The sequence below is a fragment of the Ekhidna sp. genome, from assembly GCF_965221965.1.
Taxonomy (GTDB): Bacteria; Bacteroidota; Bacteroidia; order Cytophagales; family Cyclobacteriaceae; genus Ekhidna.
In genome coordinates this window covers 3632552-3655051 of sequence record NZ_OZ244926.1, presented here as the reverse complement: position 1 = coordinate 3655051, position 22500 = coordinate 3632552, and the positions used below count along the sequence as shown (strand labels likewise).

Annotated in this window: 21 protein-coding genes; 16 read left to right on the top strand and 5 right to left on the bottom strand. The window is 40.8% G+C overall.

All coding sequences use genetic code 11. The annotated features are described in order from the left end of the window. Positions 1 to 5: 5 nt before the first annotated feature. Positions 6 to 347: a YraN family protein gene (locus ACOQON_RS17035; protein WP_420576631.1), complete on the bottom strand. Its 342-nt coding sequence runs from the start codon at positions 345 to 347 to the stop codon at positions 6 to 8. A gap of 30 nt (positions 348 to 377) precedes the next feature. On the opposite strand from ACOQON_RS17035, the gene ACOQON_RS17030 reads away from it, so the two are divergent. Further along, on the top strand, positions 378 to 1349 hold the full coding sequence (locus ACOQON_RS17030; protein WP_420576630.1) for a type I phosphomannose isomerase catalytic subunit: 972 nt from the start codon (positions 378 to 380) through the stop codon (positions 1347 to 1349). A gap of 3 nt (positions 1350 to 1352) precedes the next feature. Beyond that, a complete protein-coding gene (lipB, locus tag ACOQON_RS17025) occupies positions 1353 to 2060 on the top strand; it encodes a lipoyl(octanoyl) transferase LipB (RefSeq protein WP_420576629.1) in 708 nt (235 codons plus the stop codon). Here the strand turns inward: lipB and ACOQON_RS17020 are convergent, their stop codons facing one another. Next, positions 2061 to 2759 carry a hypothetical protein gene (locus tag ACOQON_RS17020; protein WP_420576628.1) on the bottom strand — a complete coding sequence of 233 codons (699 nt, stop codon included), beginning with the start codon at positions 2757 to 2759 and terminating at the stop codon, positions 2061 to 2063. 89 nt (positions 2760 to 2848) lie between these two features. Here ACOQON_RS17020 and ACOQON_RS17015 point away from each other — a divergent pair, with 89 nt between their 5' ends. The 7 genes from ACOQON_RS17015 (at position 2849) to ACOQON_RS16985 (ending at position 9121) form a co-directional block, all read left to right on the top strand. Then, entirely contained in the window at positions 2849 to 3238 is a 390-nt protein-coding gene (locus ACOQON_RS17015) for a hypothetical protein (protein ID WP_420576627.1), read from the top strand. A gap of 24 nt (positions 3239 to 3262) precedes the next feature. Further along, entirely contained in the window at positions 3263 to 3985 is a 723-nt protein-coding gene (locus ACOQON_RS17010) for a 3'-5' exonuclease (protein ID WP_420576626.1), read from the top strand. 19 nt (positions 3986 to 4004) lie between these two features. Further along, complete coding sequence (gene rnr, locus ACOQON_RS17005; RefSeq protein ID WP_420576625.1) at positions 4005 to 6179, top strand: ribonuclease R; 2175 nt, start codon at positions 4005 to 4007, stop codon at positions 6177 to 6179. A gap of 30 nt (positions 6180 to 6209) precedes the next feature. Next, on the top strand, positions 6210 to 6725 hold the full coding sequence (locus ACOQON_RS17000) for a hypothetical protein (RefSeq protein ID WP_420576624.1): 516 nt from the start codon (positions 6210 to 6212) through the stop codon (positions 6723 to 6725). A 140-nt stretch (positions 6726 to 6865) separates the two neighbouring features. Then, positions 6866 to 7414, top strand: coding sequence for a hypothetical protein (locus ACOQON_RS16995; RefSeq protein ID WP_420576623.1), 549 nt, complete (start codon positions 6866 to 6868; stop codon positions 7412 to 7414). Between the two features lie 88 nt (positions 7415 to 7502). Next, complete coding sequence (locus ACOQON_RS16990) at positions 7503 to 8759, top strand: sensor histidine kinase (protein WP_420576622.1); 1257 nt, start codon at positions 7503 to 7505, stop codon at positions 8757 to 8759. Next, the gene (locus tag ACOQON_RS16985; protein ID WP_420576621.1) at positions 8756 to 9121 is read left to right on the top strand and encodes a response regulator; all 366 of its coding nucleotides are present in this window, start codon (positions 8756 to 8758) and stop codon (positions 9119 to 9121) included. Before ACOQON_RS16990 ends, ACOQON_RS16985 begins: the two co-directional genes overlap by 4 nt. Here the strand turns inward: ACOQON_RS16985 and ACOQON_RS16980 are convergent. After that, complete coding sequence (locus ACOQON_RS16980) at positions 9115 to 10599, bottom strand: DUF4301 family protein (protein ID WP_420576620.1); 1485 nt, start codon at positions 10597 to 10599, stop codon at positions 9115 to 9117. The two genes, ACOQON_RS16985 and ACOQON_RS16980, sit on opposite strands and share 7 nt — an antisense overlap. 106 nt (positions 10600 to 10705) lie before the next feature. Between ACOQON_RS16980 and ACOQON_RS16975 the strand changes: the two genes are divergently transcribed. Next, positions 10706 to 11164: a hypothetical protein gene (locus ACOQON_RS16975; RefSeq protein WP_420576619.1), complete on the top strand. Its 459-nt coding sequence runs from the start codon at positions 10706 to 10708 to the stop codon at positions 11162 to 11164. On the opposite strand, the gene ACOQON_RS16970 is transcribed toward ACOQON_RS16975, so the two are convergent. Beyond that, positions 11161 to 11928, bottom strand: a complete 768-nt coding sequence (locus ACOQON_RS16970) for a S1/P1 nuclease (RefSeq protein WP_420576618.1) — start codon at positions 11926 to 11928, stop codon at positions 11161 to 11163. The genes ACOQON_RS16975 and ACOQON_RS16970 overlap by 4 nt on opposite strands. Positions 11929 to 12270: 342 nt before the next feature. On the opposite strand from ACOQON_RS16970, the gene mfd reads away from it, so the two are divergent. Then, positions 12271 to 15630 carry a transcription-repair coupling factor gene (mfd, locus tag ACOQON_RS16965; protein WP_420578699.1) on the top strand — a complete coding sequence of 1120 codons (3360 nt, stop codon included), beginning with the start codon at positions 12271 to 12273 and terminating at the stop codon, positions 15628 to 15630. Between the two features lie 148 nt (positions 15631 to 15778). After that, complete coding sequence (gene gldJ, locus ACOQON_RS16960) at positions 15779 to 17119, top strand: gliding motility lipoprotein GldJ (protein WP_420576617.1); 1341 nt, start codon at positions 15779 to 15781, stop codon at positions 17117 to 17119. 51 nt (positions 17120 to 17170) lie between these two features. Here gldJ and ACOQON_RS16955 read toward each other — a convergent pair whose 3' ends face one another. After that, positions 17171 to 17836, bottom strand: coding sequence for a ComF family protein (locus ACOQON_RS16955; RefSeq protein ID WP_420576616.1), 666 nt, complete (start codon positions 17834 to 17836; stop codon positions 17171 to 17173). 21 nt (positions 17837 to 17857) lie between these two features. Between ACOQON_RS16955 and ACOQON_RS16950 the strand changes: the two genes are divergently transcribed. Genes ACOQON_RS16950 through ybeY form a run of 4 tightly spaced genes read left to right on the top strand, consistent with a single transcriptional unit; the run spans position 17858 to position 22452 of the window. Then, the gene (locus ACOQON_RS16950; RefSeq protein WP_420576615.1) at positions 17858 to 18214 is read left to right on the top strand and encodes a hypothetical protein; all 357 of its coding nucleotides are present in this window, start codon (positions 17858 to 17860) and stop codon (positions 18212 to 18214) included. A 40-nt stretch (positions 18215 to 18254) separates the two neighbouring features. Next, positions 18255 to 21635 carry a DUF4175 family protein gene (locus ACOQON_RS16945; RefSeq protein WP_420576614.1) on the top strand — a complete coding sequence of 1127 codons (3381 nt, stop codon included), beginning with the start codon at positions 18255 to 18257 and terminating at the stop codon, positions 21633 to 21635. After that, positions 21628 to 22032 (top strand): ATP-binding protein, encoded by a 405-nt coding sequence (locus ACOQON_RS16940; protein WP_420576613.1) that lies wholly within the window; start codon positions 21628 to 21630, stop codon positions 22030 to 22032. Before ACOQON_RS16945 ends, ACOQON_RS16940 begins: the two co-directional genes overlap by 8 nt. Continuing rightward, entirely contained in the window at positions 22033 to 22452 is a 420-nt protein-coding gene (gene ybeY / locus ACOQON_RS16935) for an rRNA maturation RNase YbeY (RefSeq protein WP_420576612.1), read from the top strand. It begins immediately after the preceding gene. Positions 22453 to 22500: the final 48 nt, after the last annotated feature.

Genomic DNA, 22500 nt, shown 5'->3' with positions numbered 1-22500 from the left:
ACTAATTAGAAGGCATCTTCAAATACCTCAATTTCTTCGGCGGAATCTACACAGACAATATCAAAGCGAACATCCTTCTTCCAGTTGATCCCAAAAATGTAGTCTTCCGCAGCTTCTTTAATCCTTTCTTGTTGTGCTTCAGAAACAAATGTTTCTGCTTCACCAAAATCCTTCCTACTTCGATTTTTTACCTCGATGAAAATCAAAAGCTCTTCATTCAGTAGTGCGATAACGTCTATTTCAGCTCTCTTGTAGCGATAATTAGACTCCAAAATTTCACAGCCTTGTTTTTCATAGTAGCTTTTTGCTATTGCTTCACCCTGAATACCTTTAGTTTTGCGATCCATGTGCGGAGGCCGCAGGCCATATTTTATTCAATGTCACAATTATATCCATTAAAGTTCAATCCTATTTTCAAAGAAAAACTTTGGGGTGGTCAGAAAATAAAAACCATTCTTGGAAAGGATTTTGGTGACCTGGACAACTGTGGCGAAACCTGGGAGCTTTCAGGAGTCCCCGGCAATGTTTCAGTAATAACTAATGGACCACTGGCTCGAAAGTTGTTGTCAGACATGGTTGCTGAAAAAAAAGCAGAGCTTGTGGGGAAAGCTGTTTATGAGCGGTTTGGAAATGACTTTCCACTGCTGATCAAGTTCATTGATGCGGCTAAAGACCTTTCTATTCAGGTACATCCCGATGATGAACTGGCAAAAAAGCGTCATAATGAGAAGGGGAAGACAGAGATGTGGTACGTGCTTCAAAATGATCCTGGATCGACACTGATCAATGGCTTTTCAAAAAACACGAACAAAAGCGAGTACCTCGAACACCTAAATGCCGGCAAACTGGAAAAAATACTTAATAGTGTTGACGTTGAGACGGGAGATGTATTTTACTTGCCTGCAGGAAGAGTGCATACTATTGGGAAAGGGCTGCTTCTTGCAGAAATTCAACAAACCTCGGACCTGACCTATCGTATCTACGATTTTGATCGGGTAGACAAGGATGGAAACAAAAGAGAACTGCACACTGAACTGGCTCTGGATGCCGTTGATTTCTCAAAGCCGGAAGAAGTTAAAAGCGATTATCAAAACATTCACAATGAGGCCAACAGCATAGTGTCATCTCCCTATTTCTCCACCAACAAACTGATTTTAGATCAGCCAAAAAAGATCAACCGATCAGAGCTAGATTGTTTCAAAATCTATATTGGTGTAGGAGGATTTGGAAAAATTGAAGGTGAGTCCATCACCTTTGGGGAAGTACTGCTTGTTCCTGCAAGTATGAAAAAATACACGATTGAACCGGAAGGTACACTGGAGTTGTTGGAGACCTACATAGAAATCTAATTTGTGAATAAGAAGACCCAATTCATTCATCTAGGTCTTAAAGACTACAAAGAAGCGTGGGATTACCAGGAGAGGTTGTTTAAGAAAACAGTAGATCAGAAAATTGCCAATCGAAAGCTTCCCGAATCAGAGCAGGTACAAACTAAAAACTACCTGATCTTCTGCGAACATCCACATGTATATACCCTTGGTAAAAGCGGAGATGAAAATCACCTCCTTGCCAATGCGGCATTTCTAAAAGAAAAAGAAGCCACCTTTTACAAAATCAATCGCGGTGGCGATATCACCTATCATGGTCCGGGGCAAATTGTTGGTTATCCAATTTTAGATCTCGACCATTTTTTCACGGACATTCATAAATATCTACGACTTCTTGAGGAGGCCGTCATTTTAACGTTACAAGATTATGGCATAGAGTCCGGCAGGGTGGATGGCCTAACGGGTGTTTGGCTGGATGGTAATGACGAAAAGAAAGCCAGAAAAATCTGTGCCCTGGGTGTTAAAAGCAGTCGCTGGGTCACGATGCATGGTTTTGCTTTTAATGTAAACACCAATCTGGAGTACTTCAATTACATTGTCCCATGCGGCATTCAGGACAAAGCAGTCACCTCTTTACAAAAGGAGCTTGGTCGTGAAATGGACATCACCGAAGTAGAGGAAAAGCTCACGCAGCATCTGGCCTCTGTTTTCGAAATGGATCTGGAAGAATAACTACTTTTTTACCAACCAAAGTGAAAAACCATACCCCAAAAAAGTGGCCATCAGGTGCATCAATGAAATGTGAAGGTCTATTCCAAGAAGAGACAGATTAATGGCCTCAAAAACCACCGGTATTGTAAGTAATACCCATGGCTTTCTGCTCTTTGTTGCAAGTGCCCCATACACTTGAAACATGCCGATTGAGCCTCCCATCCAATTTCTTTCAAATGCAAATTGCATGAATCGACTATCAGGAAAATAATCCAATCCTATGGTATAAAATACTCCAAAGAAAGGAGCAACCGTCACGTAGGCTGAGAGAAACAATAGTGCTGTGATCTTCCAGCCGAAGACAGCCTCGTGGGACTGCACAATTACCAAAATACCCAAAACCGACACAAAGAGAATATGATCAAACCCATTGTGGAGGAATAATGTGGTAAAAAGATTGCGAATAAAAATGAATGGATCTTCGCGGAGATTTTTTACCCAAAAAGCAAAATCACATTGTAGGGCCAGCTGCCAGGTCTCATCACAGTCTCTGGTGGAGGCAAAACCTAACAGACCGATGATGGACCAAATAATGATTAAGTAAGTGATTGAAAATGATTTCTGCTTTAAGAGTCGAGAAAATCGAACTTTTTCATTGTTAGTCCCCCTCCAGGGCCAGACAAATGGGAACAGGCGTGTATTTTGTGAAGTAGGGTTCATTTTCAAATAATGCGGCAAACTAAACCAAGCAAAAAGAATAAGGAAAGGGGTTAGCATTTTTTGTGCCGAAATGATCGCAAATTTGCAGCATGAGGAAGGACATCAATTTTTCTCCGGTTAAAGATGTGCATGTGGTGGTGGGAAAAGATGGTGAAGGTTGGAAAGTTTTTTTGATTAACCGAACGAGAGACAAGCTGGAAAACGTCATGGTTACTTCACGCGGATATGGAGAAACCAAAACCGAGAAGCAACAAACCTCCACACTTCGTCACCTGATTCCGTTCATCGAACCGGGGGAATACGCACTAATTGAACCGATTGATGAATCTGTTTTTCATCTGAACAATGAATATTGGGTGAGCTATTTCATTGACGGGCAGGTATATGACAAAAAATTTATTTTCGTTCCCGACTCTATCCTGGAAGAAAACCTCATCTTCATTGAAGAGTTGGAAATGAAAGGTATCTTGCATGATTAAATACCTGATCAAACAGACTGAAGTTTGCATAACCACTTTCAAGACTTCTTAATTGTAGACATTGAAACAGTCTCGGGAAACGAGAACATAGAACAACTTTCTCCAGCTCTGAAAAAGCATTGGGAACGAAAAGCCGGATTTATTCGTAATCCAGATGAAAAAACGCCGGAAGAGCTCTATGAAGATCGGGCAGCCATCTATGCTGAGTTCGGCAAGATCATCGTTATCGGAATCGGCTTTTACCATGAATTAAAAGGAAAGCCGGCATTAAGAGTGAAGACCCTCGCTTCGGACAATGAAAAAAAATTATTAGAAGATTTTAAAAACTTAATTGAATCAAAATTTGATCAGGACAACCTAAGGCTCTGCGCGCACAACGGAAAAGAATTTGATTTTCCTTACCTGTGCAGACGTATGCTGATCAATGACATTAAAATTCCCTGGTCGCTAAACATGACCGGAAAAAAACCCTGGGAAGTCAATCACATCGACACGATGGAATTGTGGAAGTTTGGCGACTGGAAAAGCTTTACTTCCTTAGATTTACTTACCAACATCTTTGAGATCCCATCCAGCAAAACAGAAATGGACGGCTCAATGGTGACAAAAACATATTATGAAGAAAAAGATGGGTTAAAGAAAATTGAGGAATATTGCCAGAAAGATGTAATCGCAACGGCACAACTCTACCTCCGCCTCAATAATTTGCCTCTGATCGATCCAGGTCAGATAAACATCGTAAAATGACCGCACGGTCAACAAACACATGAGTAGAAAGAAAAGAAATAAGAAAATTGGATCACGATCCAAGCAACAACAACCCAACCACGTAAAACAGATAAAAAGCAAACTCCATGAGATTTTCTCTTTGAATGATGGAAAGTCCTATGGGTATCGTGAGCTCATCCGCCAACTGAAACTCCGGGACAAGAAATCAAAAGACTACCTGAAAAGTCAGCTTTTCAGCCTGGAAAGCAAAGAAAAAATCAGACGACTCAGCGACGGACGCTTCGTCAGCAACGCCGAGAGCGAATACATCCAGGGGACTGTTGATCATGTCAACCCAAACTTTGCGTATGTCGTCACACCCGAGCCAGAAGAAGATATTTGGGTAAAAACCGACGACCTGAACTTCGCCATCCATGGGGACCTGGTGAGTGTGCTGGTTACCAAACCATCCGGGAAAGGCTACAGGCCGGAAGGAAAAGTTGTGAATATTCTCAAACGTAATCGTGAAGAGTTTGTGGGACGAATTGAAGTATCACCGAAATTCTCCTTCGTCGTTCCGGACAGCCGCAATATCCACTTTGATATAATGGTCTATCCGGAGAAAATCGGGAAAGCCAAGCCGAATGACAAAGTGATGGTGAAGATCGACAAGTGGCATGATAAGAAAAACAGGAGTCCGCTTGGAACGGTAACCGAGGTGCTTGGCCCGGCTGGTGAGAATGAAGCTGAGATTCATTCAATCATGGCAGAGTTCGGACTTCCATTCCGGTTTCCAAAAAAGATTGAAAAAGCGGCAGATGAAATCACGGATCTTATCACGGATGAGGAAATTAAAAAACGAAGAGATTTTCGCGATACCACCACTTTTACCATAGATCCCTACGATGCGAAAGATTTCGATGATGCACTTTCCATTAAAGAACTGGAAAAAGGTAAATATGAAATAGGCATTCATATCGCCGACGTTTCTCACTATGTACAGGAAGGAACCGAACTGGACAAAGAAGCCATTGATCGGGCCACCTCTGTTTACCTCGTAGACCGAACCATCCCAATGCTTCCGGAAAGATTATCGAATGGACTTTGTTCGTTGCGACCAAACGAGGAAAAGCTCACATTCTCGGCTGTTTTTGAAATGGACTCCAAAGGTGTGGTTTCAAAAAAATGGTTTGGTCGTACCATCATCAAATCCGATCGCCGATTTACCTATGAAGAGGCTCAGGAGCGAATCGAAGGGCTGGACAGTGATTTTACCAAGGAGATCGTCACACTGAACAATATCGCCAAGCATCTGAGAAAAAAGAAGTTTCAAAACGGAGCGGTCAACTTCGAGACCGTAGAAGTAAAATTCAAGCTGGATGAAAAAGGTAAGCCATTGGAGGTGATCCCAAAGGAGCGAAAGGATGCGCACAAGATGATCGAGGAGTTTATGCTACTGGCCAACAAAGAAGTAGCCACTCACATCTACAAATGGAAGGAGAAAGGCAAAGAAGAAGGAAGCAAGACGTTTGTCTATCGGGTGCATGACGATCCGGACCCTGAAAAGCTGAGCACTTTTGCTTCGTTCGCCGCAAAGTTTGGGCATAAAATGGACCTGGGAAAGAATCTCTCCGGAGGTCTGAATAAGCTTATGGATGATATTGAAGGTAAACCTGAGCAGAATGTTCTGGAATCCCTGGCGATCCGGTCTATGGCTAAAGCAAAATACACCACGGATCCAAGAGGACATTTCGGGCTGGCTTTCGATCACTACACACACTTTACTTCACCGATCCGTCGATACCCCGATGTAATGGTGCATCGCCTCCTCGAGCATTACCTGCAAGGTGGCAAAAATGTAGGCAATGAAGAGTATGAGCCGCTATGTTTACATTCATCAGAGCGGGAAAAACGAGCTGCCGATGCGGAGCGTGCGTCAATCAAATACAAACAGGTGGAATTCATGGAAACGATGCTTGGTCAGGCGTTCGAAGGAATCGTTTCCGGAGTAACCGAGTGGGGCATTTTCGTGGAAATCATCGAAACGAAGTGTGAAGGCATGATACGCATGAGCGATCTGGATGATGACTATTACGAGTTTGATGAAAAGCAAATGCGCGTAATCGGAAGACACAACAAGCGTATCATTACCCTGGGAGACAAGCTGAAGGTATTGGTTGCCAAAACAGACATTGATCGAAGGACGATTGATTTAGAGTTGGTGAGTGAGTAGTTTTGAACCTGCTCAGTCAAATAATAAAAGATGCTCAGCAAAAAAGCGATCGATATGCTGGAGTACAACGGGTACTTCCTTAAGCAGGATGGAAGCCGAATTGTATTTAAAAATTCGGGCATAGATCGTATCGGCCTGATGATCGTCATTATTTTATCAGCCATAGGTATCGTTCTCCTGACCGCCATCGTCTGGTGGGCTGGGCTAATCGCACTAATTATTGCTTTTCTCATTTTCAAACCGCTGGTAGAGCGAATTCCCGGAGAATCAAAACTGATTATCGACACTGCAAACAAATCGTTTGAGTTGAATAATCATTCGGGATGGTATTCATTCAATCGAGTAAAGGGGGTTTTTGTCCATTCAAAATTTGTAGATGAGTATTCCAGTGCTTTTAAAAGCACCAGCGAAGAACATCAAGTTACAATTGGACTGGAATTGGATGAGCAACAACTACCCTTGTTCAAGTTAATTTCAGATCATGCCAAACCCTCTAAAGAAATGAAAGAAGTGGTGGACTTTCTCGAATCCTGCTTTCGTCCATAGTCAGGCAAACCATCGAAGAGCTGATCACCACCCGCAACAACTACTTATTGATCGAAAAAAATGAGGTTAGCACATTTTTTTCGCTTAATATTAGATTAAGATTGACTTAAAGCTTTTCGGGCTTTTAAACGATTAATCACATGAAATCATCTAATCTCAGCCGGAAGGCCATTGACCTTCTTGGCGAAAACGGCTATTCTCTTAAATCGAAAGATGGCAAGATCACGATCAAGCGACGCAATAGTTACATGGGTGCAATAGTGCTTCTTTTTGTAACTCTTTTTTTATCCATTCCGGTTTTTGCTGCTGGAGCTATCTATGGTGTTATGCTTATTGGTGGTGTGGTTAGCGCCATTGTTATCCGAAAAATCTACTTTGCTAAAAAGTCCAGCCTTACCCTTGATCTCAATAACAAGACCTTCACAGCAATTGTGGGAACATATTATCAGGAAGATCAGCCGCTAACGATGATTTCCTCTATTACGCTTCATTCACAGTTTGTGGATGAGTATACCACTGCCGCCAGAAATTCTGTAGAGGAGTACCTGGTATCCATTCGAATCCAGCTTATCACCAAAGAGGAAGTGACACTGTTTCAATTAAAATCAGACCAATCTGAGCCTACAGAGGAGATCAATGAAGTTTATTCTATGTTGGAAGCTGTTGTGAAGGGAGCAAAGGCTGCTTAGTCATGCGCGAACGAGTGTGGTTTTGAGGACATTTCGTTTACTTCTGCTTTTTCATTTCTAAATTCGTTTTTCTAATCACATCGCCACTTTGAAAAACTTATTCTACCTGAGACGCGAGCAAGGGTTCTATCTCTTTCTCATGATATCTGCTTACGTTTCCACCCTGGTATTCGGTGGGTTTTATTACCTGGCAGAAATCCCGGAACTTTATTTGCCCACTTTCGGGGCATTCTTGTTATTTGTGATTTTTGGAGTCCTCTCGTTCTTTTCAGTCAGTCTGGTTACACTTTTTAGATTATCAATTTTAACAGCCGTTGCAGCTTTTTTTAATCAAGTGTATTATACAGGGGGTATCGCCTCTTCGGGCATTGTTGAATTTGTAATTCCGCCTTTACTGGCATTTTTCTATCGCCCCCTGTCAGACAGATTTGTGTTTATGGTTGTCTCGGCTATTTGTTTAATAGCCATGTGGCCATTGACTGATTGGGGTTATTCGCAAAACCTGCTACCCGAATCCATGCTAAATGCACATGGATTATTGTGTGCTGTTTTTGTTTTTAGCATTGTCACCATTTATACGTTTCTTTTCCGAAATGCGCTGGTAATCAAAAACCAAAAAATTGGAGAGTCAATGAAACAACTCCAGGATACCACTCATAAATTGATCCAATCAGAAAAAATGGCTTCATTAGGTATGCTATCAGCAGGAGTAGCCCATGAAATAAACAATCCACTAAATTTTATTAAAGGTGGTATTGAGATTTTGGAAGAGGAGCTAAAAAAAGAAAAGGAGCTTAGGTTTGAGGCTGCCCCCAGCTTGCATGTCATCAAAGAAGGTTTGACCCGGGCTTCTGTCATCGTGAACAGCCTAAATCATTTCAGCAGAAATACCGAATCCATGAACGAGCGATGCAACATCAATGCAATAGTGAATAACAGTCTGATTATGCTTCAGCCAAAGCTCAAATACAAAGGGAAGGTTGAAAAGGACCTTACAGATCAGGAGCTAATCATAAGCGGAAATGAAGGAAAGTTGCACCAGGCCTTTTTGAATATTATTTCAAATGCTGAACAGGCGATTGGAAAAGAAGGGACTATTTCTGTGAAAACAAGAAAGAAAAACAATACCATAGAAGTAGAAATTAAGGATGATGGAGTAGGCATCAGCAAAGAAAATCTGAATAAAATAAGTGACCCATTTTTCACCACCAAGCCTGTGGGCAAAGGGACAGGGCTGGGACTCGCCATCACCTACAAAATCATTGAAGATCATAACGGCTCCATTAATGTTTCCTCCAAGCTGGGAAAAGGCTCTACATTTGTACTTTCATTCACTGTGTCGTGAGGCGAACTATTTTATTCGTAGATGATGAGTTGATCAACCTTTTTGTGCTGGAAAAAAGGTTTGAGGGTGAGTATAATGTGCTTACCGCAGAGTCCGGAGAGGAGGCGTTAGAAAAAATTAAACTAAACAAAGGTTCTCTTGATGCAATTATCACCGACCTGAAAATGCCCGGCATGGACGGACTTCAGTTGATAAACCAAGTGAAGCCTGCCATCATCAATATCCCTTGCTTTTTGTTAACTGGCTTTGAGCGAATGGAACAAATCGATATGGCGCTTTCTACAGAAAAAATTCAGCACATGTTCAAAAAACCATTTGATTACGAAGAAATTGACTCCAAGCTAAAGGAATCGCTTCATTGATGGGTGGGTTTAAGTAGATCCGTTATTGTTTTCACCGGATTAAAAGTAATGAGGGGTACTTCTACGAAAATGGTGTTCCAGTGAGCCATCGCACCATTCCATAATCCCGGGAGTTCCATTGCAAACAGTTTTTTTCCCTGAAACGATTTCTCAGAAATGAAGCCCGCTTCCTCATCCCTGTATCTCAGTAATTCAAACTTTTCTCCTTTATAATTTTTCACTCCGCATACCAGATCCACTGGATTGAAGTGTGTTCCTCTTTTAAAGGCACGGTGTTGTTCCGGGTTTGATTTATCCACCTGTGCCGACTCCACAATCTGCAATGATTCGGATCGTTCCCCTTTAACCCAAAATGGGCCTCCTCCCGGCTCTCCCTCATTTTTAACCATCCCACAAACCCGGATAGGTCTATTCAGAAGATCTGGTATTTGATCATCACCAAATCCACGAATTCCCATTTCCTCAAGCAGCTTTCTCCCCTCCGCCAAAATGTTTTCACCTGCATCAAGTCTATTAAGCAGGTCGAAGGTTTGCTCTTGAAATGACAACAATACGCCGGCCAGTGCCTGTTTATGACGAATCGTTTCGGGCTTAAGCCGATCCGGCACCACATTATCAATATTCTTTATAAAAATAATATCAGACTCAAGTTCATCCAGGTTTTGGAGTAAAGCTCCATGACCTGCAGGTCTGAAGAGCAATTTTCCATCAGCATCACGAAACGGATCAAAAGAAAGGGTTGACGCCAAAGTATCGGTTTCCGGTTTTTGCGTACTGTAGGCAATCGCAAAATCAGTTCTATCCGAAAATTGATTAACAGTCAGCTGCAAATGCTCATCAAAACGCTTAACGTGCTCTGCTGAAACAGTGAAGTGAATATTTACTTTGCCGGATTTACGGGCATAGGCAATTGCTTCATGCAAATGTTCATGAGCGGGAGTACGTGTCTCATTTTCGTATTTATGAAAATGCAACAATCCTTTTGGCCTGTTACCATAGTTCAATCCCTTTTCCCCAAGTAACATGCTTATCACTTCGTGATGCTGATATTTTTTCCTTGCTTCATCAATGGATTTCCCTTTTTTGGATATTAATAGTTGATTGAGTTCATCATAAAAAGCAAACTCATCAATATGCTGAAAAAACCTACCGATTTTCTTTTCTTCTCTCGAGATCGTTTCAAAGGAACTCTCTGTTCCATCAAAATCATCCAAAAAGGCAAATAGGGGTTTGAACATTCTGGTAGCAGCGCCAGATGCAGGTACAAACTTTAAAACATCAATTGCTGCTTGTTCATATTTTTTTCTGTAGTCATCTATTTGCTGAGATGAGAGGACTTTGATTCCATCTGCTGTGGTGGCTGGCTTGGAAATTTTGGCAAAAGGAAACCCTATTTCAAATCGGGCAAGTTGAGCTTTCGCTTGAGCCAGCTCCATTCCTTTGCTTTCTATTTGTGTTTTATCAGCTTCTGAGAACATTGTTCAACTAAATTCTCGGTTATTACTAATTTCAATCTGCGAAGTTGTTCCTTTTCCAAGGAAAACAAATTAATTTGGTTCAATTAAACATTATCGCCTAATCAATATGAGCACTGATATTTTTAAAATTTCACCCACTTTTTATGGTATCACTATGGTACCAAAGAAATTCTGGAGAGAATATGGTTACGCATTGTTGACTATCGCAGGCTCTGATGGGGATGTTTCTGATCCTGAACTGGAATGGTTAACCATAGAATGTGCACAGGCGGTTGATGTGGATGAAGATTTGATCGCTGATTGGGAAGAGTATGATTTTGAAGAAGGAAATCTTGAGGAAATTTTTTACAATTTCAACTCCTCTTCATTTGCCAATTTTAACAAGCTACTCATCTATGATGCTATAAGAATGTCCAGTGCTGATGGTGATTATGCTCAGGATGAACGGGAGCAGGTTCACCATGCTGCGCAAATATTGAAAGTGCCTATGGATTCAGTAATGGCGATTGAAGCATTGGTAGACCTGGAGCATGCAGCAGAAAAACTACGACTCACCATTTTTTAGCCATAAATATCATTCAATACGTTAGCCAGACGAATTCCGGCCTGAAGCAACCGTTGATTCAGGAGCTCGATGTTGTCAAAATCATATCGATAGCTCAACTTCTCATTTTCCGGCATAGTTTCATAACATTGATCACGATAGGTTTTTGATTCATTTGCCCAGTCCAGCACATTCAATGAAGACCAAGCTTCTAGTTGTTCATCCGTTGGATGATCAATCCATTCTACATATTCAGTGTAGCTATATTTCTGTCCATCAATCATTTGACTGTCCCAAACTCTGTGCAGATTAGTGCTTTCCCAGAAATATTCGATTCTCACATCGTTTCCACCTCTATCCTGACCGTTCCCCACATGAAGTGGTTGGTGAATATCACCAATTAAGTGAACCAGGCACTTTAGGGCAAAAGCCTCATCATAATCCGTAAAAGACTTTGAGTTTAGCTCGCTCATCAACCGCTGAATGGTCACAATTACATCTCCTTCTTCCGGAGTTCCCGCCTCTGAATAAGTCTTATCATCCGGAATGGTTGCGTAGTGCCAGGGAGACATGTGTCGATAAGTCGCGTCAGATTTAATGAAATCCATGTAGTTGCTTACTTCCGCCAACGTCTCAAAGCCCAGAACTTTTTCAATATTTCTTTTGGCCTTTTTTGTCAGATGCCTTTCTGCAATCAAACCAACTATTCGATGACCCGTAGCTCCCCAACCAAAAGAATGAAAGATGATTAGCAGACACGAAAACAATAGAACAAATCTTTTCATGAGATAAAGTTAGGTTGTAAAGTGTTTTGGAAATGATGATTAAGATTAAGAATTCATAAAAAAGAGAAGGCGTGCCCGGAATACGGTACACGCCTAATCACCAACCTAACCTAAAAGAAAGTTTTTAATAAACGTATGAAGTTTATTTTATTATGAAGTTCTTTGACTTTTATACCCATAAAAGGATCAGAATGTTGCAATGATATCTTGAAATAGTTCATTTTTTAGACAAACGCACGGTTAACGTCTATCAACCAATCGTTATCCTCAATTCATCAAAACCATTTACCGCACAGCCGTGTAGTATAAAGGTTAATTTTGCCATCTAATTTTTACGAGGGTTTGGATACGAAAGACTTATTACAGAAATATCAGGAGAGCACCAACATAAAAGCGATCGCTGAAACCATTCAGAAAAAAAAGCAGCTACGGCTAAAAGGAATTGCGGGAAGCTATGATGCGGTGTTGGTGGCATCCACTTTCAAAACTATTGGTGGTGTACACTTAATTGTCCTTCATGATTTTGAAGAAGCATCATATTTTGTAAATGACCTTTCAAATTTTCTTTCAGACGAATACATTTCTTTTCCTTCTTCATACAAAAAGCCCTATCAGTACGAAGAAATAGAAAATGCCAATATCCTGCAGCGAGCTGAGGTACTCAATAATCTCAATGACCGAGACGACTTGATCATTATTTCATACCCGGAAGCACTCTCTGAAAAAGTTATTAACAAACGTTCACTTGTTTCAAACACCTTTACCGCAAAGCCAGGAGAACAGTTGGATATAGAATTTTTATCTGACTTGTTGGTCACTTACGATTTTGAAAAAACAGATTTTGTGTATGAGCCCGGCCAGTTTTCAGTACGAGGGGGCATTATAGATGTTTATTCATACGCTCATGAGCAACCGTATCGCCTTGAATTGTTCGGAGATGAAATAGAGACCATTCGTGAGTTTGATCCGGAAAGCCAGCTTTCTACAAAAGAGCTCGATCATATTTCTCTAATTCCGAATGTGCAAACAAAGCTTGTAAGTGAGGAGCGTCAATCCTTTTTAGAATACATTCCCAGGGAAACCACTGTTTGGCTAAAGGATTATCAACAGTCTCTGGATATTATTGACAAGTCTTTTCACAAAGTTGAAGAGCAGTTTCAGACAATAAGGGAAATGAGTGGTGATTCTAAGTTGATAACATCACCGGATCAACTTTTTGAAACACAAGTCTCCTTTACCCAGTCGTTGGAGAAATTTGTCAAAATTGAGTTTGGAAAACGATTTTATTTGCCTCCCGATGAGGAGCTTACATTAGCCACCCGGCCACAACCATCATTTCATAAGAACTTTTCATTGCTTGCCGATAACCTGAAGGAACTTCAGCAAACCAACTACCAAAAGTTCATCGCCGCAGAGTCATTCAAGCAAATTGAGCGATTGGAAACCATATTTGAAGAGATTGATCCGGAAATCAAATTCAAAGGATTGACTGCTTCATTAAGGGAAGGATTCATTGACGATCATGAGGAGTTATGCGTTTATACAGATCATCAGATTTTCGACCGCTTCCACAGGTACAAGGGAAAAGAGAAGTTTACTAAAAGCAAAGCGCTTACGCTCAAGGAGCTTAAAACCCTTCAACCAGGAGATTTTGTTACTCACATCGATTATGGGGTTGGGAGGTTTGCCGGGTTGGATACGGTAGATGTTGGCGGCAATAAGCAAGAAGCGATTCGTCTCGTGTATCGAGATGATGATTTGCTATATGTCAGCTTGCACTCGCTACACAAAATTTCCAAATATTCCGGAAAGGAAGGTGAGCCTCCATCAATCAACAAACTTGGGTCGCCTGATTGGGAAAACAAGAAGAAGAAAATCAAGCGAAAGGTTAAAGACATAGCCAAAGACCTGATCGAGCTTTATGCAAAACGAAAGGCAGCAAGAGGCTATTCCTTTCCCCCTGATGATTACCTACAGGCCGAACTTGAATCATCATTCATTTACCAGGATACTCCAGATCAGTCCATTGCTACGGCAGATGTAAAAGCCGACATGGAGCAGGAGCACCCAATGGACCGATTGGTGTGTGGAGATGTGGGATTTGGAAAAACAGAAATTGCTATCCGCGCGGCATTCAAGGCAGTAAATTCAGGAAAACAAGTTGCGGTACTGGTCCCAACCACCATTTTGGCCATGCAACATCATCGAACGTTCGTTTCCCGATTGGAAAACATGCCTGTCACCATCGATTATATTAATCGATTCAAGACCAGCAAGCAGATCACCGAAATCAAGAAAAAACTAAAAGAGGGTAAAATTGATATTCTTATTGGCACTCATCGAATTGTAAATAAAGACATTGAGTTCAAAGATCTGGGCTTAATGATCATTGATGAGGAGCAAAAATTTGGTGTTAAGGTGAAAGAGCGATTGAAAGATATGCGTGTAAATGTTGATGCTCTCACCTTAACGGCAACTCCGATTCCACGAACACTTCATTTCTCTTTGATGGGAGCGCGGGATCTTTCCATAATCTCAACGCCTCCACCAAACAGACGTCCGGTTACAACCGAACTGCATGAATTTAATGAAGAAGTAATTCGTGATGCAGTAAGTCACGAGATTCGAAGAGGAGGCCAGGTTTTCATGGTACACAATCGGGTGAGTGATATCGAGCAGGTTGGAAACATGATTTTTAAACTCGTTCCGGATGCCCGAATCGGAATTGCTCACGGTCAAATGGAAGGGCCTCAACTGGAAAAGGTTATGTTGAAATTCATCGAAGGAGAATATGACGTACTTGTCTCTACAAATATCATTGAAAGTGGTCTGGACATACCGAATGCCAATACCATTATCATCAATAATGCTCACATGTTCGGACTTTCCGATCTGCATCAAATGCGTGGGCGGGTTGGTAGGTCCAATACTAAAGCTTATTGCTTCATGCTCACTCCGCCTGTTTCCGCTTTAACCAGTGATGCAAGGAAAAGATTAAATACGCTTGAGGAATTCTCAGAATTAGGGGATGGATTTAAGGTTGCCATGAGAGACCTGGACATCCGGGGCGCAGGAAACCTGCTTGGTGCCGAACAAAGTGGATTTATCAACGACATAGGATTTGATATGTATCACAAGATACTGGACGAAGCAGTTCAGGAGCTGAAAGAGGGTGAATACAAACAGCTCTTTGAAAATGACCTTCTCAAAAACAAAGAAGTAATGGATAAGCTGGTGGAAGACTGCAACATTGAAACAGATTTCGAAGCACTTATCCCTGAAAATTATGTGAGCAACATCTCAGAAAGACTAAGTCTTTATACTCGATTGGATGATCTCAAGTCGGAAAAAGAACTCTCAGAATTCATCGATATGATAAAAGATCGGTTTGGTCCAATGCCAAATGGTGTGAAAAATCTAACTGAAACGGTCCGTTTGAGATGGAAAGCCATTCAAATCGGATTTGAAAAGGTGACGATCAAAGGAAACAAGATGCGCTGTTATATTTCAGACAAGAAACCACAGGAGTACTTTCAATCTTCCCGATTTGGCAATGTTCTGGCATTCATAAAGTCCAACCCTCATGACAGCAAAATGAAAGAGGTTAAAAATAAGCTTTTAATCAGCATAGAAAACGTAGGGTCTATTGAAAACGCACGGGTAGTGATTGATCAAATGCATTCTCCGATGACTCCTGCGTGAATAATTCACGGAATGATGCAATAAAAGGGTGATAATTAGCATTAGATCAATAGGTTTAATCTAAAATCCATTGACTTACGATGGGTTTTTTGAAATATTTGTGTTTATTAGTACGTTGAAACGTTTCAAGACAAATTCAAACGGTGTTATGAAAAATTATGTGAGAGCAGTTAAAAGCACTGGTTACATTGCTTTAGCTGTAGTTTTTTTAAGCGCGTGTAACTTCATTGGAGGAAATGGAGGTGCACCATCCGCAGAAAACCCAGGTTATGCAAGTTCAGCCACCGGCCTGGAGTTTAACGAAGAAGGTGGTTTTCAAGTAAATGATTTTCAGGGTCAGCCAGATGGACCAAACCTAATCTTCATTGAAGGAGGTAGAACCGTGATGGGCTCTTTCGAAGAAGATGTAGTGCATGCATTCGACAATCTCGAGCGTGCTGTGACTGTAGCGTCATTCTACATGGATGAAACAGAAGTAGCCAATATTCACTGGCTTGAATACGAATACTATATCAAGCAAGACTCAGATGAGTATTATTGGAGAAATAATATGCCTGATACAACCGTTTGGGCAAAAGATCTCGCCTTTAACGATCCATATGTAAATAATTATTACCGCTACCCAGGATTTCGCTATTTCCCTGTTGTGGGGGTAAACTGGAGACAAGCGGTAAATTACTGTAAGTGGAGAACCACAGTAGTAAACCTGAAACTAGCAGAAGAAGCCGGATATTTTGAAGGAACAGCCGGTGGGGGCGGAGAAGATGCATTCGCCGGAGCTGAAGGTGGTGATTTAGGTGCTTCGGCTGGAACACCTCCCGGACTAAGTTCAGGAATTGTTCTTCCGGGATATCGATTGCCAACTGAAGCGGAATGGGAATACGCTGCTCAGGCACTTATTGGAACTCAGTGGCTAGATGAAAATCAGACACACAAAAGACTTTATCCATGGGATGGTCACGCACTAAGAAATCCATACGGTAAAAGCATGGGTTATTTCCTGGCTAACTTCAAAAGAGGCAATGGTGACTATGCCGGTATCGCAGGTAAACTAAATGACGGTGCAATGATCACCACATACATTTATGATTATCCACCAAATGATTTTGGACTTTATAATATGGCTGGAAATGTGAACGAATGGGTTCAGGATGTTTATCGTCCCCTTTCTTTCCAGGATATGGATGACCTAAACCCTGCAAGAAGGGATGCCATTCTTGACTCTGAGACAGGATACGATGCTGACTATTCATTCATTGGTAGAGAGGCTGCTTATTCAGAAGAGGAGTGGGTGAAAACTTCAGGACTTCAAAAGTCTTTTAATGCCGACAACCCACCAATGAAAAGACTTAGAGTTTACAAAGGAGGATCTTGGGCAGATGTTGCCTACTGGTTATCACCTGGTACTCGAAGATTCCTATTTGAAGATTCAGCAACATCAACTATTGGATTCAGATGCGCAATGATTCGCGCAGGATCTAATTTCTAAAAAGATAATCTCACAGATTTTTCAAGGGGCTGCTCAAAAGAGCAGCCTTTTTTATTTGCCTCTGGCAATACACGCGACATGAATATCAGCCACACCCGCCTCTACCAATCTCTGACATAGCATGCCGGTAGTTGCGCCAGTCGTTATCACATCATCAATAACCAAAACTGAAGAGTCAGAAACTTCCTCTTTTACCTCTGAATAAACATTTTCCATATTGTTCCAGCGCTGTGCTTTTGATTTACGGGTCTGAGATTTTGTAGCAACGATACGTTGAACCAAAGAACCGCGCACCTCAACATCTAATTGTTTAGATAATCCCTCGGCTATTTTTTCACTTTGGTTATATGTTCGTTTTCTAAGCTTAGACTTGTGAAGAGGGACAGGCATAATAAAGTCAAACTCCAAATGTGAAAGCTGCGGTGCAAACAAAGAACCGAGCAAAACACCAACATCCTTCTTACGATTATATTTGAGTTGATGTAATAGCTTTTGTGTGATTCCTCCTTTATGAAAGTATAGGAATGAACTGGCTGTTTTTACCTTTGGCTCGAAAGCAAACTTAGAATAGAGTTCGTTTGATTGGTTCTTGTAATCATTGGTAAGCGGAAGGTCTAACTTACATGCCGTGCACAAATATTTTTCTTCAGAGATAAGTGACTGCTGACAGTTTAGGCAGTTTTGTGGAAAGATAAGTGAGATAAAATCCTGTAGCATAAGTGAAAATTATCATAAATAATGGTTTATAAAAAGGATCTTGATCTACAAAAAGAGTGGGTTCAGCTTCTTTACAGGTTAAAAGAGATAACAGGAAAGCGACCCGCTGATCTTAATTCTGTGCTTTTTTTAGTTGGAGTTCAGGAATTAGGTAAGGGAGCACGATCTTTTTCAAAAGAAGAAAAACAGGATGTCATGCACATTGCGATTTGCAAGGTTCTTTCCCTGGCCGGATATTACGAACTAGAAGGATTGGATGAAGATGGCTGGCCCCACTGGAAGTTGGTAAAAAAGCTTCCAAGGTTTGATTTGTTAGAACAGGAAAAGCTCTTGAAAATTCAGATTTTAGAGTATTTCAAAAAAGAAATTGGCTGGTAAGATGCACCTTTGATTTGAATTGTCCGTTTACAATCGAACAATGAGTGAGATAAATAAGATAAAGCAGAAACTTGAGTCATTCAAAAGAAGGTACTATACCAGGCAGGTAGTAGTTGGAGGTCTTGCTTTTCTCATCATAAATGGCATTTTTTTCTTAGGGATTAGCGGACTTGAACATCAATTCTGGCTTAATGTCACTGGAAGAGCCATTCTTTTCTTCAGCTTACTCATTTGTATAATCTTATCCGGCTACTTTCTGGTTGTTCAACCTGTTCTAAATCTGCTTAGACTCAAAACAGGGTTAAGTGATGAACAAGCCGCCTTCGAAATAACACGACACTTTCCGGAAATAGAGGATAAGCTTCTAAATACGCTCCAACTAAGTCAGGAAGTAGATAATGTGCTCGTTTCAGCTGCTATTGATAAGAAATCCGCAGAATTTAGTCGTTTTGCTTTTATTCAGGCAGTTGACTTCTCACCTGTCAAAAAGTACGGTTTGATTCTTTTCGTCCTCTTGGTTGGATTTACCCTTGTCTCCTTCATAAATCCCTCAGTAATCATTGACAGCCCAAAAAGAATCGTCAATTTCAAGAAAGAGTTTCAGCCCAACGCTCCATTTAGCTTTCTACTAAAAAATAATCCCCTAACTGCGTTCAGAGGAGAAGACTTTGCACTTTCTATACAAATAGAAGGGGATCAAATACCAGAAGCAGCCACACTTATCATCGACAATAAAGCAGGTCGCCAGCTTAAGGTGAATGACGGTCAAATTCAATATGTTTTCCCGAAAATCCAATCGGATAAGCGTATTCAGCTGGAAGCTGCCGGTTTTAGATCTCCCGTTTACACTATTTCAGTAAATGATCGACCCGACCTTGTTTCTATGCTCATAAGAGTAACTGAACCAAACTATACCGGGGGAAAACGAAGAACCATTGAGAATACTGGCAATCTTACCTTACTAGAAGGCTCTTCCGTTTTATGGGAAATAAAGACTTTAGCTACCGATCGTACAGATTTTATCGTAAATGGGGAAAAGGTAGCCGTGACTCGTACATCAGAAAATGATTTTTCAATAGAAAGACGAATCTTTAAGGAGGGTGGATATACAATAGATCTGTATAATGAATTCAGTCAAAACATTTCTGAGCTTGGTTATTCCATCAATGTAATCAAAGATGAATATCCGGAAATAGCTGCTCAGTTTTTTCCTGATTCAATAATGTATCGCTCTTTAACGATGGCAGGTTCTATTTCAGATGATTACGGGTTTACCAGCTTGAAAATCAACTATCAAAAAGGTGAGAACGGCAAGGTATACAGCATACCAATTGAGATAAATAAACAAACAGGTAGCCAAAGTTTCTATGCAAATTGGAGTTTGGATAGTTTAAACCTTGACGCTGGCGAGACTTTGGAAGTCTACCTAAGTGTTTTCGACAATGACCAGCTTCGCGGACCTAAAGAATCCCGATCTCGATCATTTATTTTAAAAGCTCCAAGTGAAGATGAAATCAGCGCTCTTATTTCAGAAAAACAGAATAATGTAGAAAACCAACTTGACGACAGTGAAAAGAAAGCAGAAGAAATAGCAGAACGACTCGAAGAGATTGAGGAACGAATGAAGTCTGAGCAAAAATTCGACTGGCAAGAAAAAAAACTATTGGATGATGTCATCAAGGATCGGGAGAAACTTACTGAGCAAATCGAGAAACTAAAACAACAACATGAAGAGCTACTAAAATCGAATCAGAAGTTTCAAAAACAAAGTCCGCAAATTCAGGAGAAAAATCAAAAAATGCAGGAACTGCTCAACGAACTGATGGACGAGGAAACAAGAGAACTCTATGAAAAACTTAAAGAGCTCATGAAAGAAAATGCTCAATCCGATCAGGTTTCTGAGCAAGTAAATGAACTAAAGAAAAGCGAGCAAAATCTGGAACGAGACCTGGAGCGAGCTTTGGAGCTTTTCAAGCGCTTAAAAATGGAAAGTGCACTGGAGCAAAATCTTCAGAAATTAGATACACTGAGTCAGCAGCAAGAAAAAGCAGCTGAAGATCCATCTGACAAGCAGTCTCAAGAGGAAATCAATGAAGATTTCAATGATTTCAGGGAGCAGATGGATAAAATTCAGGAAATGAACCAGGAACTAAAGCGACCAGAGGCCATGGAGGACTTTGAGCTCGAGGAGCGGCAGATTGCAAAGGAACTTCGAGAAATCAAAGAGGAAATGGAAAAACAATCTGAAGATCAAAGCAGTCAGGAAAATAATGAAGATCGTTCAGGCGAGAATAGTGATCAGCAGGAAAGCGAAGATCAACAATCAGAAAATCAAAACTCACAAAAACAAAACACGTCAAAAAACATCCAGCAAAAGCAAAAAAATGCTGCTCAGAAAATGAAAAGTCTGAGTCAAAAGCTATCAAACATGCAAGGCGGAATGCAAATGGAAATGATGCAAGCCAATCTTGATCAGCTTAGGGATATTCTTGACAATCTAGTCAAGCTCTCTTTCAACCAAGAAGAAATCATGACTGAGATGCGAGAAGTAAACCAGTCAGATCCTCGTTTTCTGGAACTATCCCAGAATCAACTAAAGCTTAAGGATGATGCAAAAGTCATTCAGGATAGCCTATTATCGCTTGCCTCCAAGGTAGTGCAAATTTCGTCTTATGTAACACGGGAAGTTGGTGCCATCAATGAAAATATTGATGAGGCAATAGATTTTCTAAAGGATCGCAACAGAAACAGGGCATTATCCAGCCAGCAATTTGCGATGACTTCTATCAACAACCTGGCGCTTCTTTTGGATGACACCATGCAGCAGATGCAAATGGCCATGTCGGAGGCAATGGGCAATTCCAGCTCAGGAGATAAAAAACAGCCACAAGGAATGCCTGATATGCAAGAACTTCAAAACCAGCTGGGAGAAAGAATCAATGAGCTCAAAGGATCGGGTAAATCCGGAAGAGAGTTATCGGAAGAGCTTGCGAGGCTTGCTGCTGAACAGGAGATGATCAGACGCCAGATGGAAATGCTAAAAGAAGCACAAGAAGGAAAACCAGGGGGCGGAAATGGCACTGATGATATGAAGCGTGCCATCGATATGATGGAACAAAATGAAGTAGATTTAGTTAATAAACGGTTAACACAACAATTAATCAATCGCCAGAAACAAATTATGACCAGAATGCTGGAGGCAGAGAAAGCCCAACGCGATCAGGAAATGGATGAGGAAAGAGAGGCGCAGCAGCCTTCAGTTATCTCCCGAGAGATTCCTCCTGGCTTTGAAAAATACCTCGAATTAAAGAAGAAAGAGATAGAATTATTAAAATCTATTCCTATTGAATTAAATCCATTTTATAAAAAAGAAGTAAACGACTATTTTAGACGCTTAAGTTCAGAAGAAGAGAATGATTGACAACATTCAAATACAAATACCCTCACTACCTGAAAACATCAGGATTGTAGAGAGCTTCATTGATAATGCCAAAGATCAGTATCAGTTGAATGATGACATCTATGGGAATATCATGATTGCAGTAACTGAATCCGTAAACAATGCAATTGTTCACGGAAATCAATCAGATAGCAAAAAGAACGTGCTTCTTCAGCTGGCACTTGAAAAATCTCAGATCAAATTTATTATTGAAGATGAAGGATCCGGTTTTGACTACAACAACCTGCCAGATCCAACACTGCCCGAAAATTTAAGTAAGCCCGGGGGGAGAGGAATTTTCCTCATGAAAAACCTGTGTGATGAAGTTTCCTTCAAAAAGGAAGGAAGGGTTGCAGAGTTAAGTTTCTATCTTTCTTAGATGATCAATTTCTTCAACGAGGATATTGACTTCTCCATTCCCAATCCTCAAGCCTGCTCCGACTGGATTTCATCTATCATTTCCTCACATCAGTTTTCCTTAGAAGAGATCAACTATGTCTTTTGTTCAGACAACTATCTGCTTCAAATCAACATCGATTATCTGAATCATGACTATTACACAGACATTATCACTTTTGACAATTCTGATAAACCAAAAGTCATTGAGTCAGATATTTTCATAAGCATTGAGCGAGTAAAGGAAAACGCGCAAGACCAAAACACACTGTTTGAAGAAGAGTTGAACCGCGTTATGATTCATGGTGTTCTACATCTTCTTGGTTATGGTGACAAAACCGAGGAAGAAAAAAAGGCGATGAGAGAAAAAGAAGACGCCTGTTTATCTTTGCTAAAAAATTAGCGTTCCACGTGAAACATTTATTCGTGGTTCCAACTTAGGTTCCACGTG

Excerpts from the sequence above, each read along its gene's own strand:
- ybeY (WP_420576612.1), top strand. The coding sequence starts at position 22,033 with ATGATCAATTTCTTCAACGAGGATATTGACTTCTCCATTCCCAATCCT.
- ACOQON_RS17035 (WP_420576631.1), bottom strand. The coding sequence starts at position 347 with ATGGATCGCAAAACTAAAGGTATTCAGGGTGAAGCAATAGCAAAAAGC.
- ACOQON_RS16970 (WP_420576618.1), bottom strand. The coding sequence starts at position 11,928 with ATGAAAAGATTTGTTCTATTGTTTTCGTGTCTGCTAATCATCTTTCAT.
- rnr (WP_420576625.1), top strand. The coding sequence starts at position 4,005 with ATGAGTAGAAAGAAAAGAAATAAGAAAATTGGATCACGATCCAAGCAA.
- gldJ (WP_420576617.1), top strand. The coding sequence starts at position 15,779 with ATGAAAAATTATGTGAGAGCAGTTAAAAGCACTGGTTACATTGCTTTA.
- ACOQON_RS16975 (WP_420576619.1), top strand. The coding sequence starts at position 10,706 with ATGAGCACTGATATTTTTAAAATTTCACCCACTTTTTATGGTATCACT.
- ACOQON_RS17030 (WP_420576630.1), top strand. The coding sequence starts at position 378 with ATGTCACAATTATATCCATTAAAGTTCAATCCTATTTTCAAAGAAAAA.
- ACOQON_RS16940 (WP_420576613.1), top strand. The coding sequence starts at position 21,628 with ATGATTGACAACATTCAAATACAAATACCCTCACTACCTGAAAACATC.
- ACOQON_RS17020 (WP_420576628.1), bottom strand. The coding sequence starts at position 2,759 with ATGAACCCTACTTCACAAAATACACGCCTGTTCCCATTTGTCTGGCCC.
- ACOQON_RS16980 (WP_420576620.1), bottom strand. The coding sequence starts at position 10,599 with ATGTTCTCAGAAGCTGATAAAACACAAATAGAAAGCAAAGGAATGGAG.
- ACOQON_RS16955 (WP_420576616.1), bottom strand. The coding sequence starts at position 17,836 with ATGCTACAGGATTTTATCTCACTTATCTTTCCACAAAACTGCCTAAAC.
- ACOQON_RS16945 (WP_420576614.1), top strand. The coding sequence starts at position 18,255 with ATGAGTGAGATAAATAAGATAAAGCAGAAACTTGAGTCATTCAAAAGA.
- ACOQON_RS17015 (WP_420576627.1), top strand. The coding sequence starts at position 2,849 with ATGAGGAAGGACATCAATTTTTCTCCGGTTAAAGATGTGCATGTGGTG.
- ACOQON_RS17000 (WP_420576624.1), top strand. The coding sequence starts at position 6,210 with ATGCTCAGCAAAAAAGCGATCGATATGCTGGAGTACAACGGGTACTTC.
- ACOQON_RS16995 (WP_420576623.1), top strand. The coding sequence starts at position 6,866 with ATGAAATCATCTAATCTCAGCCGGAAGGCCATTGACCTTCTTGGCGAA.
- ACOQON_RS16950 (WP_420576615.1), top strand. The coding sequence starts at position 17,858 with ATGGTTTATAAAAAGGATCTTGATCTACAAAAAGAGTGGGTTCAGCTT.